Origin of the sequence: Moorena bouillonii PNG, from assembly GCF_001942495.1 — a bacterium.
In the GTDB taxonomy this organism is placed as follows: Bacteria; Cyanobacteriota; Cyanobacteriia; order Cyanobacteriales; family Coleofasciculaceae; genus Moorena; species Moorena bouillonii.
Genome location: NZ_MKZS01000001.1, coordinates 5357262 through 5375728, shown reverse-complemented (window position 1 = coordinate 5375728; position 18467 = coordinate 5357262). Strand labels below are relative to the sequence as shown.

Below are 18467 nucleotides of genomic sequence, written 5' to 3'. Positions count from 1 at the left end.
ACGTACGGATTTGAAGGAGAGGTGCCCCGGATAATACCGGGCATCGACTCTAATATATCCGCCATCTCTGAAGTTCCTAAAGATCGCTGGGATATTGACAGCTATTACCATACAGATCGAGAACAACTTGGTAAAATATCTACAAAGTATGGTGGTTTTTTAGAAGGGATCGATTTATTTGATGCCCAGTTTTTCCGAATTTCCCCCCGTGAAGCTGTAAATATCGATCCACAACAGCGAATTTTGCTTGAAGAAAACTGGAAAGCTCTGGAAAATGCCGGAATTAACCCAGAATCTGTCAAGGGAACCCAGACAGGAGTCTTTGTGGGCATTGTTTTCCATGACTATGAACTGCTCCAATTCAAACAGAAGCAGGATAAAGACTTTAATATGTACTTTGCCACAGGCAACTCTAGCTCTATGGCTGCTGGAAGATTATCCTACTTTTTCGGCTTTAATGGACCAGCAATTTCTGTGGAGACTGCCTGCTCTTCATCCTTGGTCTCTGTACATCTAGCCTGTCAGAGCTTGCGTAACGGCGAATGTGACCTTGCTCTTGCTTCGGGGGTAAATCTCCAGTTAGTTCCAGAGTTAAACATAACTTTTTCTCAGGCGGGTATGCTGTCCCCGGACGGGCGCTGTAAGACTTTTGATGCTGATGCCAACGGGTATGTTCGCAGTGAAGGTTGTGGAGTTGTAGTTCTAAAACGTCTTAAACAGGCTATAGCTGACAAAGACAAGATTCTGGCAGTAGTGCGAGGAAGTGCAATTAATCAGGATGGTGCCAGCAATGGGATCACAGCGCCCAACGAATTTTCTCAGGAAGCCGTTATCCAGAAGGCCATTTCTGTGGCCGGGTTATCACCTGATCAAGTGTCTTATGTGGAAGCCCACGGCACTGGGACATCTCTAGGAGATCCGATTGAAGTGACAGCTCTGAAGGCAGTGTATGGAAAGGGAAGAACCTCAGATAATCCTCTAGCGATCGGCTCAGTGAAGACCAACATTGGTCACACGGAAGGGGCTGCTGGTATTGCTGGTCTGATCAAAGTGGTTTTGTCACTACAAAATAAGTACATCCCCCCTCACCTACATTTGCAAAAGTTAAATCCCTATTTAAATTTAGACGAAATTCCTGCGGTCATTCCCACCGAAGGTATGGAATGGAAGCAAACTGCCCCACGGGGGCACCGTCTAGCCGGGATCAGTTCGTTTGGTTTCAGTGGAACTAATGCTCATATCATTTTGCAAGAAGCTCCGGTTCCTGATCGGGTAGAGCCTTTAATTAAGAAGAATCACCATATATTAACTCTCTCAGCTAAAAATGATCAGGCTTTGGGAGAACTCGCAAGAAGTTATGTAGATTTTTTAGGGTCCCAGCCTCAGGCATTACTGGCAGATATTTGTTTCACAGCCAATACGGGGCGCACTCATTTTGAACACAGACTGGCCGTATGTGCTGAATCTACCTTTGAATTGCGTCAGAAGTTGGAAGCTTTCCTCGCTGGTAATGAGACTATCGGACTGTCTAGCTCCCAGGTAAACAGTAAAAGTTCCAAGATAGCCTTTCTCTTTACAGGTCAAGGTTCCCAATATATAGAAATGGGACGTGAACTCTACCAAACTCAGCCTACTTTCCGAAAAACACTAGACCAGTGTGATGAAATTTTGCGTCCCTATCTAGAAAAGCCCCTGCTCAAGGTACTATATCCCGAACCGGGAGAAAATTCGCCTCTAGATCAGACTGCTTACACCCAACCAGCTTTATTTGCTATCGAGTACGCCCTAGCAGAATTATGGAAATCTTGGGGCATTCACCCTGATGTAGTTATGGGTCACAGCGTAGGGGAATATGTAGCAGCCTGTGTGGCTGGGGTATTTACCTTAGAACATGGTCTGAAGCTGATTGCCCTGCGGGGGCGTTTGATGCAGGCTTTGCCGGAAGATGGTGAGATGGTAGCAGTATTGGCATCCCATAGCCAAGTGCAAGCTGCGATTCAACCATTACAGCACGAAGTAGCGATCGCTGCCGTCAACAGTCCAAAGAGTATAGTAATATCCGGAAAACGTCAAGCGGTCTCCTCTGTTACAACCACTCTGGAAGCAGAAGGAGTCAAAACCACTCAGTTAAAGGTTTCCCATGCCTTCCATTCTCCTTTAATGGAGCCGATGCTGGTCGATTTTAAGCAGGTTGCTGATGAAATTGCTTACTCGAAACCGCAAATTAGCTTAATTTCTAGTGTTACTGGCGATTTGGTTTCCGATCAGATCGCAACTCCTGACTATTGGTGTGACCAGATCAGACAGTCCGTAAGATTCGCCGATAGCATAATAAGTGTTGCTCGGCAAGGATGTGAAATCTTTGTAGAAATTGGACCGAAACCAATCTTGTTAGGAATGGGTCGTCAATGTCTGCCAGAGGGAGTCGGTCTTTGGTTACCTAGTTTACGTCCAGAGCAATCGGATTGGCAACATATGCTTCAGAGTTTAGCTCAATTATACGTCCGTGGAGTGTCAGTAAACTGGTCAGGTTTTGAGCGAGATTATCCCCGCCGCAAAGTTCAACTTCCCAATTATCCTTTCCAGCGATCGCGCTATTGGATAGAAACATCGGAAAAACCAGTTATAGAAACTAAAAAATCACCAATTATCAATCCCAATCCCTCGATGATGCCAGACGACAAAACTAATTCAGTTAATCTCAATCAAGAATTAATTGAACTCTTGAAAAAACAAGCTGATGCCTTAATTGCTCAAAGTCAAGCAATTATTAAGCAAGCTGAAAATAAAGTTAATAATTCATCCAATGGCAGTTATGTCCAACCAATTCTTCCATCTTTAGACACTAAAAATTCAAGTCAAACCAGTCAAAATGGAGAATTATCAACCAATCAAGAGAAAAACAATTACAGTATCGAGGGAGTCCAAGAAAAAGTTTTAAACTTAATTTCCTTAGTCAGTGCTTTCCCGTCAAACCAACTAAGATTAAATCATCATTTGGTCGAGAATCTGGGCTTTGACTTTTTGATGTTAGCCGATCTAGTACGCCGTATTCAAAATTATTTTCCCGAGATATCTCCCATATCTCTAAAACAACTGACAATAGAAAATATAATTAAACAAATATTAAAAGATGTCTTCCCAGACTATGAACAAAATATCAGTCCTGCTCCCGAATTAAATTTCATTAATTCACCCAAAAAAACGCTGTTTAATAACGACAAAAACGTAACGGATAATTTACCAGTTAATGGCCAGCAGAATAATGGCTCTAAAATAGCTGAAAATAAAAACACCATCTATCAGATTGTAGGTGACGTGCCCTTGATGGATGAATCTGGTGGAGTTTTAGGGGAACTCGAAGGTTTCCAATTCAACTCTTTACAGGTTCAACCGAAACATGGTGAGCATGAAATTTACGAATATCAGTGGAAGTTACAGCCTCGTCCTGATCAAGCTCTCATTACTCCGGCTGCAGATTATTTGCCCTCCCCCAAACAGATTGTGGCTGCTCTCGAACCCACTGCTCACCGCTTGACCCAACAGCAACAGCGTATCCAGTACTATGATTTGGTTGAACCTGAGATAGATCGACTGTGTACAGCCTATATTCTTCAGGCTTTTGCGGAACTAGGCTATCAGTGGCAGGTCAACCAGTTCCTCACGGTTGCTGATTTATCACAACAACTGGGTCTGATCCCCCAACATCAACGGTTAATCGGTCGGTTACTCGCCATCTTAACAGAAGACGGCATTCTCAGGGAAAGTGGTCCTGCTCAATGGCAAGTTTCTCGTATCCCTGAGTTCCTGTCTCCTCAAACAACTTGGCAGAGGCTGATCAAGCAATTTCCTGCCTATCCCGCTGAACTCACTCTCTTAGGACGTTGTGCTCAATCCTTAGCGCAAGTGTTACGTGGCGAGATTGAGCCCCTAGAATTGGTCTTTCCTGAAGGTTCAGTGACAACGGGTGAGCAGTTTTATCAAGACTCCCCCACCTTCCGAATGTACAATCTTCTGGTGCAGCAGGCGATCGCCCAGCTGGTGGGACAACTTCCAGCCGAACGCTCCTTACGGATTTTAGAGATTGGTGGCAGAACCGGTGGCATGACTTCTTATGTGCTGCCTATGCTCCCGAAAAATCAGACTGAATATGTCTTTACTGACATTTCTCCTCTGTTTGCTGCTCAAGCTGTTCAGAAGTTTCAAGAGTATCCATTTATTAAGACAGCTGCCCTTGATCTGGAAAAAGACCTGATTGAACAAGGATTTGACCCCCATTCCTTTGATTTAATTGTGGCTTCCGATGTTATTCATGCCACCACTGATTTACGTCAGGTACTCAAACGAGTCAAAGGGCTGTTAACGGAAAAGGGATTATTGTTAATGTTGGAGATGACTAACGCTCCCCGTTGGGCTGATCTCGTCTTCGGGTTACTTAAAGGATGGTGGCACTTCTGTGATTTAGAGTTACGTCCCACCTATCCCCTACTCACCTTATCCCAGTGGCAAACCCTGTTAACCGAGGTCGGCTTTACGGAAGCAGCTGGTTTAGGGGACACGGTTCAAGTTGATCCATTACACACGGTCATTTTTGCCCAGCAAGGGGCGGTAACTCCTGAACCTTCCTTATCGGCTCCCCCTCAAACAACCCCTAATCCCTGGCTGATTTTCAGCGACAGCACTGGTGTGGGAGAGCGACTGGCTCAACGGCTGACGGAGCGTGGAGAGACACCAATTCGGGTAACTTTGGGAGACACTTACCAGTCTTTCGAGCAGACCCAGTTTCAGATTCGTCGAGAACGGCCAGAGGACTTACAGCAACTCCTCTCTACCTTAATCCATCAGCAACCCTCCTTACAGGGCATCGTCCATCTGTGGAGTTTAGATCAGTCTGTTGAGACCCCAACTTCACCTCTGGAAATGAGTAACCATAGTCTTTCTGCTTTAGTCGAAGTGTTAAAGTCTTTCAAAGAGGTTCCTTTTCAGAATCTGTGGTGGGTGACCCGTGGCGTTCAAACGGTAGATAGTTCACCAAAAATTCTTTCCCTCGGACAAGACTCGCAGTGGGGTTTTGGTCAACTCTTAGAGGACAACAATAGCTTCCTACGGTGTCGGCAAGTTAATCTGAGTCTGACAAGTTCTACAGCAGAAATTGAGTCTTTGATTTCAGAAATTAGCACCCCCGATAACGAAGATGAAATTGTTTTACGAGGACAAACTCGCTACGTTCGTCGATTACTGCCGCGATCGCTGAATCCTCAAACCATCACCTTGAAGGAGGATGAATCTTGGCGTTTAACCTTAACGGCTGAACCATCTTTTCATAGCTTGGTTTTACAGTCTATAGCTCCCCCGGTACCTAATCAGGGTGAAGTGACCCTTAAAGTTCACGTCACAGGTCTTAACACCAGAGAGATGAAACGGGTGCTACCGGGACAAGGATTAGGCATTGAGTGCGCTGGCATTGTTACTGCCATTGGGGCTGGTGTGTCTGACTTAAACGTTGGTGATGAAGTAATCGCTTTAGCCTCTGGAAGTTTAGGCAGTCATGTAACTACCGATGCTCGTTTTGTTGTTCCCAAACCGCCTCAACTGAGTTTTGAAGAAGCCGCAACTCTTTCCTTTGCCTTTTTGACCGCTTACTATGGCTTAGATCACTGCGGGCGGCTCAAGGCTGGCGATCGCCTGTTAATTTTAGGAGCAGCTAGTGACTTAGGCTTAGCGGTATCGCAACTCGCCCGTAACGCTGGCGCAGTTATCATCTCGGTGGTAGAAAGTTCTGAACAACAAGGGGTACTGCAACGGTTTGGTGGAAGGAAATCGGTGATCAATTTCCAGTCAGCCACTCTGGTGGATGACATTACCCAAGTCACTGCAGGAGAAGGCTTTGATCTTGTTTTCAATGCTTTAGACACAGAACTTCCTAGCGGAGTTTTCTCGTTGTTAACCTCTGGGGGTCGTTGGTTAGAAACGGGTACAATAGATTCCTTATGGGGACGACAAGGTCTGGGACACAACCGAGCGTTCTTTAGTTTCGACCTAGAACAACTTTTATTAGAGCAACCTGATGTAGTCCAAACCCTCCTGAGCCGTGTTAGAGAGGGGATTAAGACAGCATGTTTGTCTCCTCTACCTCATCGAGTCTTCCCCCTCTCGAAAGTTTTCCATGGCTTGAGTTGTTTAACTCAAGCTAAACCTATCGGCAAATTGCTGGTGTCTGTAACGGACCATATCGGCTGGTTGCCCCTTGTTAGGGAGTTTCCTCCTACCTTAAAGACAGAAGGAACTTATCTCATTGCTGGGGACTTAGCCCAGTTTGACTATGCTCTTGCCGATAAATTAGCTGATTTAGGAGCGCGAAATCTGATCCTAATGGGTAATGGGGAGTTTTCTGTGCCCTCTACCACTCTCAGAACCTTAGAACAAGCAGGGGTCAGTGTGGCGATCGCCCAAACTAATTTTAGCCAAGAACAAGCGGTGAAACAGGAACTTGCTCAGCTGTGTCAAGGCAAACCTCCCCTTCGAGGCTTGATTTACTCAACTCAGGCTCAAGATGGAGGGAGTGGGGCTTGGCACTTACATAATCACACCCTCAAAGATGCTTTGGATTTCTTCGTTATTTCCTGTCGGGGGTCTAATCTTTTGGGTTTAGGGGAAGAAAAATCTCAAAGTGTGACGCTCCCTGTTCTAGCCGCCCTAGTCCGCAGTCGTCTCAGCCAAGGTTTACCAGCACTAATGTTGCAATGGGAATCTTTTGAGGAAACAACTGCTGAGCGGCTTAAACAACTGAAAGCAATGGGTATTCGTCCCTTGTCTCAAGAAAGAGTGCTTAACCTCTGGGGAATTTTACTACAACAGCAAGCTCCCTGTATTGGGATTGCTCACCTCGACTGGACACAATTAGCCCAGCTAACCCCGATTAATACTGGGGCACGATTTGCTCATTTTCTGGAGACAGAAGCTATCCCATCACCTTTATCAGAGGAAAACATAGCACCCACGTCTTCTTGGCAGCAGGAAATTCTCGCGGCTGAGCCGGAAAAGCGCCAACCGTTAATCGAGTCTCGTTTCAAAGAACAAGTGGCTCAGGTTTTAGGAATGTCACCAAGCAAGATTGGTCTAGAACAACCCTTAACCACCTTAGGGCTGGATTCTTTAATGGCATTAGAACTGAGTAATCAACTGAAACAAAAGCTGAATTTAGACGTTTCTACCATGAAAATTATGGGAGGAGCCAGCATTACGCAATTAACTGCTTGGGGACTTACTCAATGGGCGCTGACTGATGTGGTTTCTTCCCTTACCACTGCCCCGTCACTTATGGAAGAAGAACTGGAGGAAATTACATTATGATGTTACAGGAACTGCTAACCGAACTCACTGACCGTCGCATTCACTTGTCCGTTGAGGGAGAGCAACTGCGGATTCGCGCCCCCAAGGGCAGTCTTTCTCCCCAACTACGGGAAGTCTTAAAAGAACGTAAAGATGAATTAGTCGGCTGGCTCAACCAAGTCAATGCCCCGACGACTGCACCCGTTCCGGAAATTGTGCCTCAGTTTCAGGAGCGATACCAACCCTTTCCCTTGACCGAAATGCAGCAGGCGTACTGGGTTGGGAACCATGGGGTAGTCGAGTTGAGCAGTCCTGCTCATTTCTATAGCGAAATCGAATGGGATAATTTGGATCTCCCAAGACTGTCGGCAGCTTGGCAACGCTTAATCGAGCGTCACGAGATGTTACGGGCAATCATTTTGCCAACGGGAGAGCAACAAATTTTAGCCCAGGTGCCTGACTATGAGATTGAAATGGTTGATTTGCGGGGACTAGAAGAGCCAGAAGTCTCTCGTCGGCTTCAAGCCATGCGCGATCGCCTCTCTTACCCCTCTCGCCCCAGGGATCAGTGGCCTCGGTTTGGTATTTTGGTTTCCCGCTTTAGTGAAGAAAAATGTCTGTTACACTTTAGCTTTGACATTCTGATTATTGATGGCTTTAGTTATCAGATTCTCATGAAGGAATGGGTTCAACTTTATGAGAATGTTGACCAACAGTTGCCCGTGTTAGAACTGTCCTTTAGGGATTATGTGCTAACCCGTCAAACCTTGGAAAACACCCCATCCTTCCAGCAATCTTGGCAGTATTGGCAGAATCGTCTGTCCACACTCCCTCCTGGACCAGAGTTACCCCTGGCTCAACAGCCTAACTTACTGAAGACTTCCCAATTTGCTCACCTGAGTGAAAGCCTACCCCGCACTCTCTCGGAGCAACTCAAGAGCCGAGCGATCGCAGAAGGGATTACACCTTCTTTAGCCTTGTGTGCAGCTTACACAGAGATACTAGCAACTTGGAGCAAAAATTCCCACTTTACCCTGGCCCTGTTACATCTCAACCGTCTTCCCTTACATACTCAAGTCAATGAGATTGTGGGCAACTTCAGCACCACGCTTTTATTAGAGGTCAACCCTACCCCTGGTGGCAGCTTTGCAGACAAAGCCATCAAATTACAGCAACAACTCTGGAGCGATCTCGAACACAGTCAAGTCAGTGGTGTTGAAGTGGTGCGAGAACTCAACCGACTGCAAGGAGGGGCACCAAGGCCGACCATCCCGGTGACATTTGTGAGCGTTGTTTCCAATCGTGCCACAGTTGATCCAGAGCAGGAAACGCCTCAGGAAGTTGGCTCCCCCAATCTCTGGGAGGAACAGATTTATACTAAAGTCAGAGTGCCGCAAGTCTTTATCGACCATCAAGCCTGGGAAAGAAAAGGGGAGTTGGTTCTCAACTGGGACTATGTACCGGAGCTATTCCCTGAAGGGATGATCGAGGATATGTTTAAGTCCTATATTCGTTTGCTCCGCCGTTTGGCTGAGGGCGATCAGGCTTTGCAGGAAGCTCCCAAACACTTATTACCTGCTGAGCATTATCAACTTCAAGCCGCCATCAATGATACAGAGGTTCCCGTAGAGCCGGAACTCCTACACACTTTATTTATCAACCAAGCTGTCCATGAACCGCAGCAAGTGGCGGTGATTGCACCGACCCAAACCCTGACCTATCAAGATCTGTATCAACGGGCTGGTTGGCTGGGATACCAACTGCGACAGAGGGGAGCGCACCCCAATCAACTGGTTGGTGTGGTAATGGAAAAAGGCTGGGAGCAGGTTGTTGGGGTTTTGGCTATTTTGATGGCAGGTGCTGCTTACGTTCCTATCGATCCCGAACTTCCCTTAGAGCGTCGTCAGTACCTGATGGCACAAAGTGATTTACAACTGGTGTTGACTCAATCCTGGTTGGATGACAGTCTGGATTGGCCAGAAGACGTGGGGCGGATTTGTGTAGACACGAACCCAATCCCCCCTACTGCTCCCCCGCCTTTAGAGCCTCTACAGCAAGGGGAGGATCTCGCCTATGTGATCTACACTTCAGGCTCCACTGGTGTCCCCAAAGGGGTCATGATTGACCATCGCGGTGCAGTCAATACGGTAGTTGATATTAACCGGCGTTTTGAGATCACAGCAGATGAAAAGGTTCTGGCCTTATCTTCTCTTAACTTTGATCTCTCAGTTTACGATATTTTCGGCATCCTAGCCGCAGGAGGAACCATTGTCGTTCCTGAAGCATCCCAGCTCAAAGAGCCGACTCACTGGCTGGAACTCCTCAATAAGCATCAGATTACGGTTTGGAATTCGGTTCCGGCTCTGATGCAGTTAGGGACGGAAATGAGTGTCAGCACAGGGATTCTTTTGTCTCCTTCCCTACGGTTGGTGATGCTGAGTGGAGATTGGCTCCCCTTGACCTTACCCACTCAGCTTCAAAGCTTAGTGGAAGGGGTACAGGTGGTTAGTTTGGGAGGAGCAACAGAAGCCTCAATTTGGTCAATCTTTTATCCGATAGCCACTGTTAATCCTGACTGGAAAAGTATTCCCTATGGTCAGCCCCTGTCTAACCAAAAGTTTTACGTTCTTAACGACGAACTCGAACCTTGTCCCATTGAGGTGCCAGGACAGCTTTATATTGGTGGCATAGGTCTAGCTAAAGGCTACTGGAAAAATGAGCAGAAAACTGAAGCTAGTTTTATCATCCATCCTACCTCGGGTGAGCGATTGTACCGAACAGGTGACCTAGGGCGCTATTTACCTGATGGCAATATTGAGTTTTTAGGTCGAGAAGATTTTCAGGTCAAGGTGCAGGGTTACCGCATTGAATGTGGAGAAGTTGAAGCCGTGTTGCAGCAACATCCTGGAGTCAAGTCCTGCCTTGTGACGGTGATTGGTGATGTTCAGGGGGCTAAGCAGCTAGTGGGCTATTTTGTTCCCTACGATCAATCTGAGCTGACTACCACTAACTTACGGGACTTTCTGGGGCAAAAGTTGCCATCTTATATGGTGCCTTCGGCTCTGATGAGTCTACCAGCTTTGCCTCTAACGGCTAATGGAAAGGTAGATCGTCGATCGTTGCCCTCCCCTGATTTTTCCCGTGTGACGGAGATTAAGAATGCTATTTTGCCCCGAAATGAGGTTGAACACCAAGTCGCCCAAATCTGGTCTGATCTTTTACAAGTTCATCCGATTAGCATCCGAGATAACTTTTTTGAATTGGGAGGCTCTTCCTTTGTGGCTATGCAGTTGATGACGCGGATTCATCAACAGTTTGGTCAACATCTTCCCTTAGCAACTTTGTTACAGGAGCCGACGGTTGAACATTTGGCCTCTCTTCTGAGTCAACCAACGGTGACACAATCGGTGTCTCCTGTGGTGCCGATTCAGCCCTTCGGCAGTCAGTCTCCTTTCTTCTGTGTTCATCCCATTGGGGGTCATGTTCTCTGTTACGAGGCCTTGGCTCGCTATCTGGGAGAGGAACAACGGTTCTATGGCTTACAAGCTCTAGGATTTAACGGAGAACAAGAGCCTCTTAACCGCATTGAAGTGATGGCAACTAAGTATATCGCAGCCCTCCGCGAAGTACAGCCTCAAGGGCCCTATCAGCTTGGGGGCTGGTCTTTGGGCGGTCTGATTGCCTGGGAGATGGCACAACAATTGACTGATAGCGGGGAGGAAGTGGCATTACTTGCTCTGATCGATAGCTATCCGCCAATGGCAAAACCTTCTGACGAACCTGAAGACAGGGCAACTTTATTGGCCTCGATCGCTCAAGATTTGGGAGGATTATATAGTAAATCCCTGGCTGTTTCTGTTGAGCAGTTGAGAAACCTAGAGGAGCACCAGCAGTTGGCTGTGATTGTCGAGGCGGCTAAAGCTGCGGCAATCTTTCCACCAGAGGCTGACTTCCAGCAGATGTATTACTGGTTACAAGTGTTTCAAGCTAATCGTCAAGCTCTACATCGGTATGTTCCTCAACCTTATATTGGCAAGATTGTCCTGTTCTGTGCTGAAGAATCAGAGAAGACAACTAAAGGAATGATGGCTTGGCAACAGTTAGCTCTAGGTGGGGTTGAAGCCTATTCAATCCCTGGAGACCACTATACGATCATACAAGATCCCCAGGTTCAGGGATTAGCAAAACAGTTGGGACTCCATCTGAGTTTCTCGAAAGTGGAGAGCGATTTTTTTCAGGGGAGATCGATAGTCCAAGTGCGGTAAGATGACCCTATGTAGGTGGGCATAAATAAACGTTAAAACTCAGAATGTGAGAATGAAGCTGGAAGCCTGTATTAAATAGCTTTTCACCATTTTGAATCTCAATCGCTATTTTACGGATCATTAAACCCACCTACTTACTGTCTGATTCTTCCCAACCCATCATTATTTTTACCAAAAAAATTGGGTTTAAAGCCCCGTCCTTCGTTCGACGGCTTTTTTTAAAACTTTTTATTGACAGTTTGTACTAGGTGTGCTAGTATAAGATTATAAACAAGAGACTTTTAAAAGAAATAGATACTATCTATCCATAAGTAGGCAACGTAAAAAATATGTCTGAGATACATATTGCGTAATTTAGTCTAACGACTTTAACGTCTATGAAAAATTTAGATCTAAAAAAGTATCTATCTCTAAAAAAAAAAGTAAAGGTACGGTGGGGCACACCGAAACCATTATCTATGATCAAAACGCTTAGGTCGAATCGGCCTCTACTCTTTCTGGTTCCGACCTGGCTGAGCAAGTCGGCTCGTTGAAGTAAGAATCCCCGTTCTTACTTCGGCGGGGAGTGTCAAAAAAACACAATCTGGAGCTGTAATTCAAAACCAGGAAGCAAATGCGATCGCAGTATATCTCCAGGAAACAGAGTCTCGACTAGGGTAAGCTTGGCAGTTTGTCGCCGATAAACCTCAAGTTTAGTGGTGCGCCAATCCACAATCCAGTATTCCCGAACCCCCCGCACTGAATAGAGTTTCAATTTGACTTCTCGGTCACGACGCTCGTTTTGACTTCCTGCTGATAAAGATTCTATGATCAGGTCTGGCGCTTCGGTTAAATGACCTGCTTCATCCAGCATCTCTGGCAAGCGATTCTTGTCGGAAACCCAGACAGCATCCGGTTCCACAGCATTTTCTTGGTCAAAAACAATACCTGGAACTAGAACAGCTTCACCATAGCCCTTATCACTTAAAGACCAGGAATCAAGGGCATTGTATAGTCTTCCCACCACCTTGTTGTGATTCCAATGGCGGGATATGCTCACAAACAGGTCTCCATCGATAACTTCATATCTATTACCGTCCTCTGGTAACAGATCTAGGTCTGCAGTACTGAATCGAATCTTATCAACGGTGGTGTCAGTCATGACTTCTTTTCAAGTTCAGTTTGACCCGGTCGGTGGAACGGGCATCTTGGTAGAACTGGCATCTTGCCAGTTTCCTGCCTAGTTTCGGGCATCTTGGTGGAATGGGCATCTTGCCCGTTACCATTTTCGCTGGCTCTCCCAACAAGGCGCGAATAGGCGGAAAATCAAAAAATTCTCCCCATCTCCCCACACTTCCCCCTCTTTCCCGACTCCCGACTCCCGACTCCCGACTCCCGACTCCCTGTTCCCTTCGCTAAATAACAAAATTATAGGCAACTTTACCATAAATCGTCACAAATTAAAGGTATCCTAGTTCAAAGATATGGAATGGGGCGCGCTAAGGGTGACGAAAATGTGCCTCATCAGGGTTAAAAAAATATAGTTATCATAATAGTTATTATAGTTATCTAATTATCTACTTATTGCTGGCTTCGTGCTCTGTTAAGTCTGACCAATTTTGACCAATTCTGACTAAGTCCGGTTTCAGGTTCTTAGCCAAGAAATTTTTATAATGGTTCATAACTCAAGAGGGAAACCAGATTCCTCTGGTGATGGGTCATATGCTAAGAGACTTTCAACTGCAGCAACTGTGTTGGGTGAGGATTTATGTTAAAAGAGCGTAGACAGCAATTTCTGTTATTGGCTGGAGCCATAGTGTTATTGGTATCAGTGTGCCTGGGAGCAGTATTCTTAGGTGTCACCGTAGCGAATCAACTAGAGGAAAAGGAGGAAAACAAGACTGCCAGCCAAGGGTTAACGGAGTCAACAGGCAAATCCGCTGTAGCACGGCTGGTTTCTCTGCCACCTCAACAACGAGCAACTAACCTAGATGCCTTTGCCTCCGGTCCGAAGTCTCGGGAACAGTATCGCGCCCGTTATCTGTTGGCATCGGATTTAATTCAACAAAATCAGCCAGAACAAGCCCTAAAGCATCTCGAAGGACTTGAGTCAGATTATCCGGTTTTAGCATCCCACGTTGCCCTCAAACGTGCTCAAGCTTACCAAGCCATGGGGGATAGGGAATCGGCTACAGGAGTTTGGCAAACTATCCTGAAAAAGTACCCCAACCAAGCAGTGGCAGCAGAAGCCCTTTATCATCTAGGAAAATCTAATCCTAAGCACTGGGACGATGCGATCGCAAAATTTCCCAGCCATCCCCGTACTCTAGAAATTGTCCGACAGCGCCTCAAAGCCAATCCCAACCAACTCCCATTACTATTAATCTTAGCCAAGCACACTCCTAAAGCCTTAGGAATGCAGGAGATCCGAGACCGGATCGTTGACAAATACGCTGAGCAACTCACCCCGGAAGACTGGGAAATGATTGGCACTGGTTACTGGGAAACCTGGAAATATGGCAAAGCTGGTAAAGCCTACGCCCAAGCCCCCCGTACTCCCCGCAATCTCTACCGGGCAGGTCGAGGACTCCATTTAGATACAAAAGCCAGCAAAGGCAAAATCTTTTATGAACAGTTAATCAGCGCCTATCCCAATGCCAAAGAAACCGGATTAGCCTTGAGGCGTCTTGCTAGTATCTCTAAGCCACCAGAAGCCTTAGCTTATCTGGATCAAGTCATCCAGAATTATCCCGATGAAGCTGCTCAAGCCTTGCTCGACAAAGCCAAAATCCTAGAAAAGCTCAACAGCAAAGTGTCTGCTGGCCAAGCTCGTAAGTCGGTACTAACCCAATATGGTAGTTCTGATGCTGCGGCTAATTATCGTTGGCAAATGGCTCAAAAAAAAGCAGCAAAAGGCCAGCTACAACAAGCATGGCAATGGGCGCAACCGATTACCACCAACAATCCCGATAGTGACATCGCTGCCCAAGCTGGCTTCTGGGTAGGTCGATGGGCAAGTAAGTTGGGGCGTCCTAATGATGCTAAAGCTGCCTTTGAGCATGTACTAGCTCGTTATCCAGAATCCTACTATGCATGGCGGTCGGCCAACTATTTAGGCTGGAATGTAGGGGACTTCACCTCCGTGCGCTACTTAATGCCAAAAGTGGTCAGACCCCAAGCTAGACCCTTACTAAAAGACGGTTCTGCAACCCTAAAAGAACTGTACCAACTTGGTCAAGATCAGGATGCTTGGGCTCTGTGGCAAGTGGAATTAGGAAACCGCAAGGAACTCAGTGTCTCGGAGCAATTTACTGATGGTGTATTGCGCCTAGGGATTGGGGATAATCTCAAAGGCATTAACCAAGTCTGGAGCCTAAAACGACGAGAAACTCCCCAAGAACAAGCGGAATGGGCAGCACTGCGTGACCAACCAAAATACTGGCATGCTCTATTTCCCTTCCCTTTCCAAAGTTCAATTCTTAACTGGTCTGGTCAACGGGACCTTAATCCCTTACTCGTAACTGCCTTAATTCGCCAAGAGTCTAGATTTGAACCAGAAATCCGTTCCGTTGCTGGTGCCATGGGTTTAATGCAAGTGATGCCAGCAACAGGTAGTTGGGTTGCCCAAAAAATTCAGTTGAAAGAATACAATCTTAAAAACCCTGATGACAACATTAAATTGGGGACATGGTATCTAAGCTTTACCCACCAACAGAACAGTAACAACTCTTTATTAGCCGTTGCCAGTTACAATGCCGGTCCCGGTAATGTATCCAAATGGGTGAATAGATACGGTTTTAGTGACCCCGACGCCTTTATTGAAAAAATCCCCTTTCGAGAAACCAAAGGTTACGTGAAAACAGTGTTTGGTAATTATTGGAATTATTTGCGACTCTATAATCCTGATATTTCCCGGATGGTAGAAGCTCACGCTGCTACTAAATCCGTAGCATCATCTAATTAATTTTAGGGAGTAGGGAGTAGGGAGTAGGGAAGTGTGGGGAGATGGGCAAATTTTTTGGTGTTTTGATCAATCACCATTGGTTTTCATATTAATGAGATACAAAGCATTTTTTCCCGATTCCCGATTCCCGATTCCCGATTCCCGATTCCCTGTTCCCTTTTATCGCCATAAAACTGCCCTTTTGTATTCAGAAAATCAGTAACGAATCAATCTACTGGTTACAGTTTTGATATTTGCTATTAACTTAACCGGAGCTACTTTAGGATTGAGATCCACGAGCAGATGGAGGTGGTCACTTTCTCCGTTCAACTCTATCAGGTTGCATTCCCACTTAACACAAGTTTCAGAGCAGATTTGCTGCGCGCCTGTTCGCGCAGCGGAGGCCGTAGGCCACATCAAAATTTGTTGTGATCTAACTTGACGTCTGTTTATCGTCTTACTGTACACCTTGTAATAGTAAGACGATAAACAGACCTGTTTTCTTTTGTATAATTACCTTTCATAACTATAGGATAAATGCTACAATACTAGTATGATACTCACTTACTGCTACCGAATCAAGCCAAGTCCTGAACAAATTGTCACCATGGAACGGTGGCTCGAATTGCTTCGACGCCACTGGAACTATGCATGTTTGACAAAGGCTTGATTGGCTCAATCGGACTCGTTCCCCGATTGATAGGTGTAGTCTGGTAAGTGAGCCGATCGGTGAGATTCCAGAAGAGGTAAATTACTACACTCAACAAACAGCCCTTAAGGAGACAAAACGACTGTTTCCTGAATATAAAAAAATTTATGCAGAGACTCAACAAGTTAATCTGCAAAGGTTAAACAAAGCCTGGGAAAGATGGAGAAGACCTGACGCAAGTGGTAAACGTGGGGGTAGACCTCGCTTTAAAAAAGCTGGAGAACTTAGATCGTTTGTATTCCCTAGGGTCAATAATTCTAAGGCTGGGGCACACTTGGTTGATGGTGTTTTAAAGTTAAGTCGAATCGGGTCAATGCCTGTTGTAATGCATCGACCATTGCCTGTTAGCGAAGCTTGCCCGAAGGGCGTGGGTTTTGTCCTTAAGCAATGCACCATTGTCAAGAAGGCTGATGGTTGGTACTGCTGTCTTTCAATGAAAGACGACACTGTACCTGAACTACTATCCATAGATTCAGTTAAGTCTGCCGTTGGTATTGACGTTGGCCTAGAGAAATTTTTGACCACATCTGACGGAGAGGCAGTACCTATTCCGCAGTTTTACAGGAAAGCTCAGGATAAACTTGCTCAGGCTCAAAAAGTAATGTCGCGCCGCGTCAAGGGTTCTAAGAATTGGAAAAAATCAAAGCATAAAGTAGCTTTGTTGCACCTTCACTTAACCCGTTGCCGGAAGGAATTTCATTATCAGGTTGCTCATTGGCTATGTAGTAAATACGACCTAATTGCTCACGAAAATTTAAACATCAAAGGACTCGCTAGAACTAATTTAGCAAAATCAATACATGATGCGGCCTGGGGAGCATTCTTGGAAATATTGCAAGCAGTGGCGGTTAAACGCGGTTTGTTAGTTCAGGAAGTTAACCCACGTGCCACAAGTATCGAGTGTTTTAGTTGTGGTTCTAGGGTCGAAAAAACTTTAAGCGTTCGCATTCATTGTTGTTCCAGTTGTAAAGTTAAAATTGACCGCGACTGGAACAGTGGTATCAACATTTTGAATCGTGGACTATTGGCGGTTGGACTGCCGCTTAATGGCTGTGGTAAATCGGTACAGGATATCGTTCGCGTAGCGTCGGCATCCGCCGAGGAGCAGCAAGTCTCATTCGTGAGTTTGAGAAGCCCACATCATAATCTTTGATTTGATGTGGGAGTAGTCACAGCAGCTAATCCTAAGAAACCTAACAGTGATGTGGTTTCAGGAACAGGAGCGGGTTGAACATCAAGACTTTGGCTAACTGGATTAAAGAGATTGGTGACATCTATACCATTGGCATCAATTGCGGAGCTAACGGTAACTGCTAAGTCAGGCAATCCATCATTCTTAAACCCAGGCAGTACTTCGTAAGTTGCCCCAACTATTTCTAGAGTAGAGTTTGGAGAAACTCCAACTGAATCACTACGTTGAAAAAGTACTGTAGCTATCCCAAAGGGTGGGTTTTCTACTAGGCTCCCGCTAAAGTCTGAAAAGGCAGCTATATCTGCATCTGTCCTAAATCCTTCTAAAGTAACAAGCTCAGTACTATCTTGTTCTACAAGAATGTCCAATGACTGTAAATTAGCGGTGAGACCGCTAGTATCTAACACGAAAGAGAAATCAATGGTGTCACCAACATTGACTTGGAGGTCATTGATGGCATCTTGGTCTAATTGTGACCCAGTCGGAGTGAAGGATACCGAGGCTCCATAAGCTGGAGTAACTGCGATGGGCGAAGCCGCGCCAAAGGCGATCGCTCCCAGGAATACTAAAGAAGCACTAATGTGAGTTAATTTCATATGTATTGATATAAAAAACTACTATCAATAGTTAATCAAACATTCCTGGATTTAATCTTGAAGAGTCAGTAAAGTTAACTAAAAGATTAAGTGATGAAAGGAAAAAATTACGGTAAATGCGATTGACCTTGGCCTTTGGGCCACGCTACGCGAATGGTCACGCTTCGCGAATGCATCTGAATATATGGTTCTTCAGTACCTACTATGCTAAATTTCCAGTTAAAAAAACTCAGAAAGCTTGCTTAATAAGGGTTATAAGGCAATTTAACTAATAAAATTTTCTGAATACTGCCTCTTTACCCTGCTCCCTGCTCCCTTTGCCAAAGTGTTTATTAGACCTCTTGTAAAAGTATTTTTCTGATAGTGTTTCCCTGGCCGTAGGCCACGCTACGCGAACAATTCTTGTCCACTGTTCCCTATTCCCTGTTCCCTGTTCCCGACTTCTGCAAGA

Annotated in this window: 7 protein-coding genes and 2 pseudogenes; 5 read left to right on the top strand and 4 right to left on the bottom strand. The window is 45.7% G+C overall.

Features of this window, described 5'->3' with window-relative positions:
• The first annotated feature begins 21 nt into the window (after window positions 1-21).
• The gene (locus BJP37_RS21875) at window positions 22-7353 is read left to right on the top strand and encodes a type I polyketide synthase (RefSeq protein WP_075901920.1); all 7332 of its coding nucleotides are present in this window, start codon (window positions 22-24) and stop codon (window positions 7351-7353) included.
• Complete coding sequence (locus BJP37_RS21870; RefSeq protein WP_075901918.1) at window positions 7350-11597, top strand: non-ribosomal peptide synthetase; 4248 nt, start codon at window positions 7350-7352, stop codon at window positions 11595-11597. Before BJP37_RS21875 ends, BJP37_RS21870 begins: the two co-directional genes overlap by 4 nt.
• Window positions 11598-12165: 568 nt before the next feature.
• Here the strand turns inward: BJP37_RS21870 and BJP37_RS21865 are convergent.
• Window positions 12166-12738, bottom strand: a complete 573-nt coding sequence (locus BJP37_RS21865; protein WP_075901916.1) for a Uma2 family endonuclease — start codon at window positions 12736-12738, stop codon at window positions 12166-12168.
• 110 nt (window positions 12739-12848) lie between these two features.
• On the opposite strand from BJP37_RS21865, the gene BJP37_RS39755 reads away from it, so the two are divergent.
• Together BJP37_RS39755 and BJP37_RS21860 are read left to right on the top strand one after the other, a co-directional pair.
• Window positions 12849-12995, top strand: a complete 147-nt coding sequence (locus BJP37_RS39755; RefSeq protein ID WP_158069708.1) for a hypothetical protein — start codon at window positions 12849-12851, stop codon at window positions 12993-12995.
• Between the two features lie 349 nt (window positions 12996-13344).
• The gene (locus tag BJP37_RS21860) at window positions 13345-15540 is read left to right on the top strand and encodes a lytic transglycosylase domain-containing protein (protein ID WP_075901914.1); all 2196 of its coding nucleotides are present in this window, start codon (window positions 13345-13347) and stop codon (window positions 15538-15540) included.
• A 195-nt stretch (window positions 15541-15735) separates the two neighbouring features.
• Here BJP37_RS21860 and BJP37_RS44700 read toward each other — a convergent pair.
• Window positions 15736-15993 (bottom strand): annotated as a pseudogene (locus BJP37_RS44700) (IS200/IS605 family transposase); the annotation flags it as partial.
• A 79-nt stretch (window positions 15994-16072) separates the two neighbouring features.
• Between BJP37_RS44700 and BJP37_RS21850 the strand changes: the two are divergent.
• A pseudogene (locus BJP37_RS21850) lies at window positions 16073-17381 on the top strand (RNA-guided endonuclease InsQ/TnpB family protein).
• On the opposite strand, the gene BJP37_RS21845 reads toward BJP37_RS21850, so the two are convergent.
• Complete coding sequence (locus BJP37_RS21845; protein WP_075901910.1) at window positions 17369-18016, bottom strand: hypothetical protein; 648 nt, start codon at window positions 18014-18016, stop codon at window positions 17369-17371. The pseudogene BJP37_RS21850 and the gene BJP37_RS21845 sit on opposite strands and share 13 nt — an antisense overlap.
• Before the next feature lie 268 nt (window positions 18017-18284).
• On the bottom strand, window positions 18285-18467 hold a 183-nt coding region (locus tag BJP37_RS41985; protein ID WP_214607769.1), incomplete at its 5' end, for a hypothetical protein.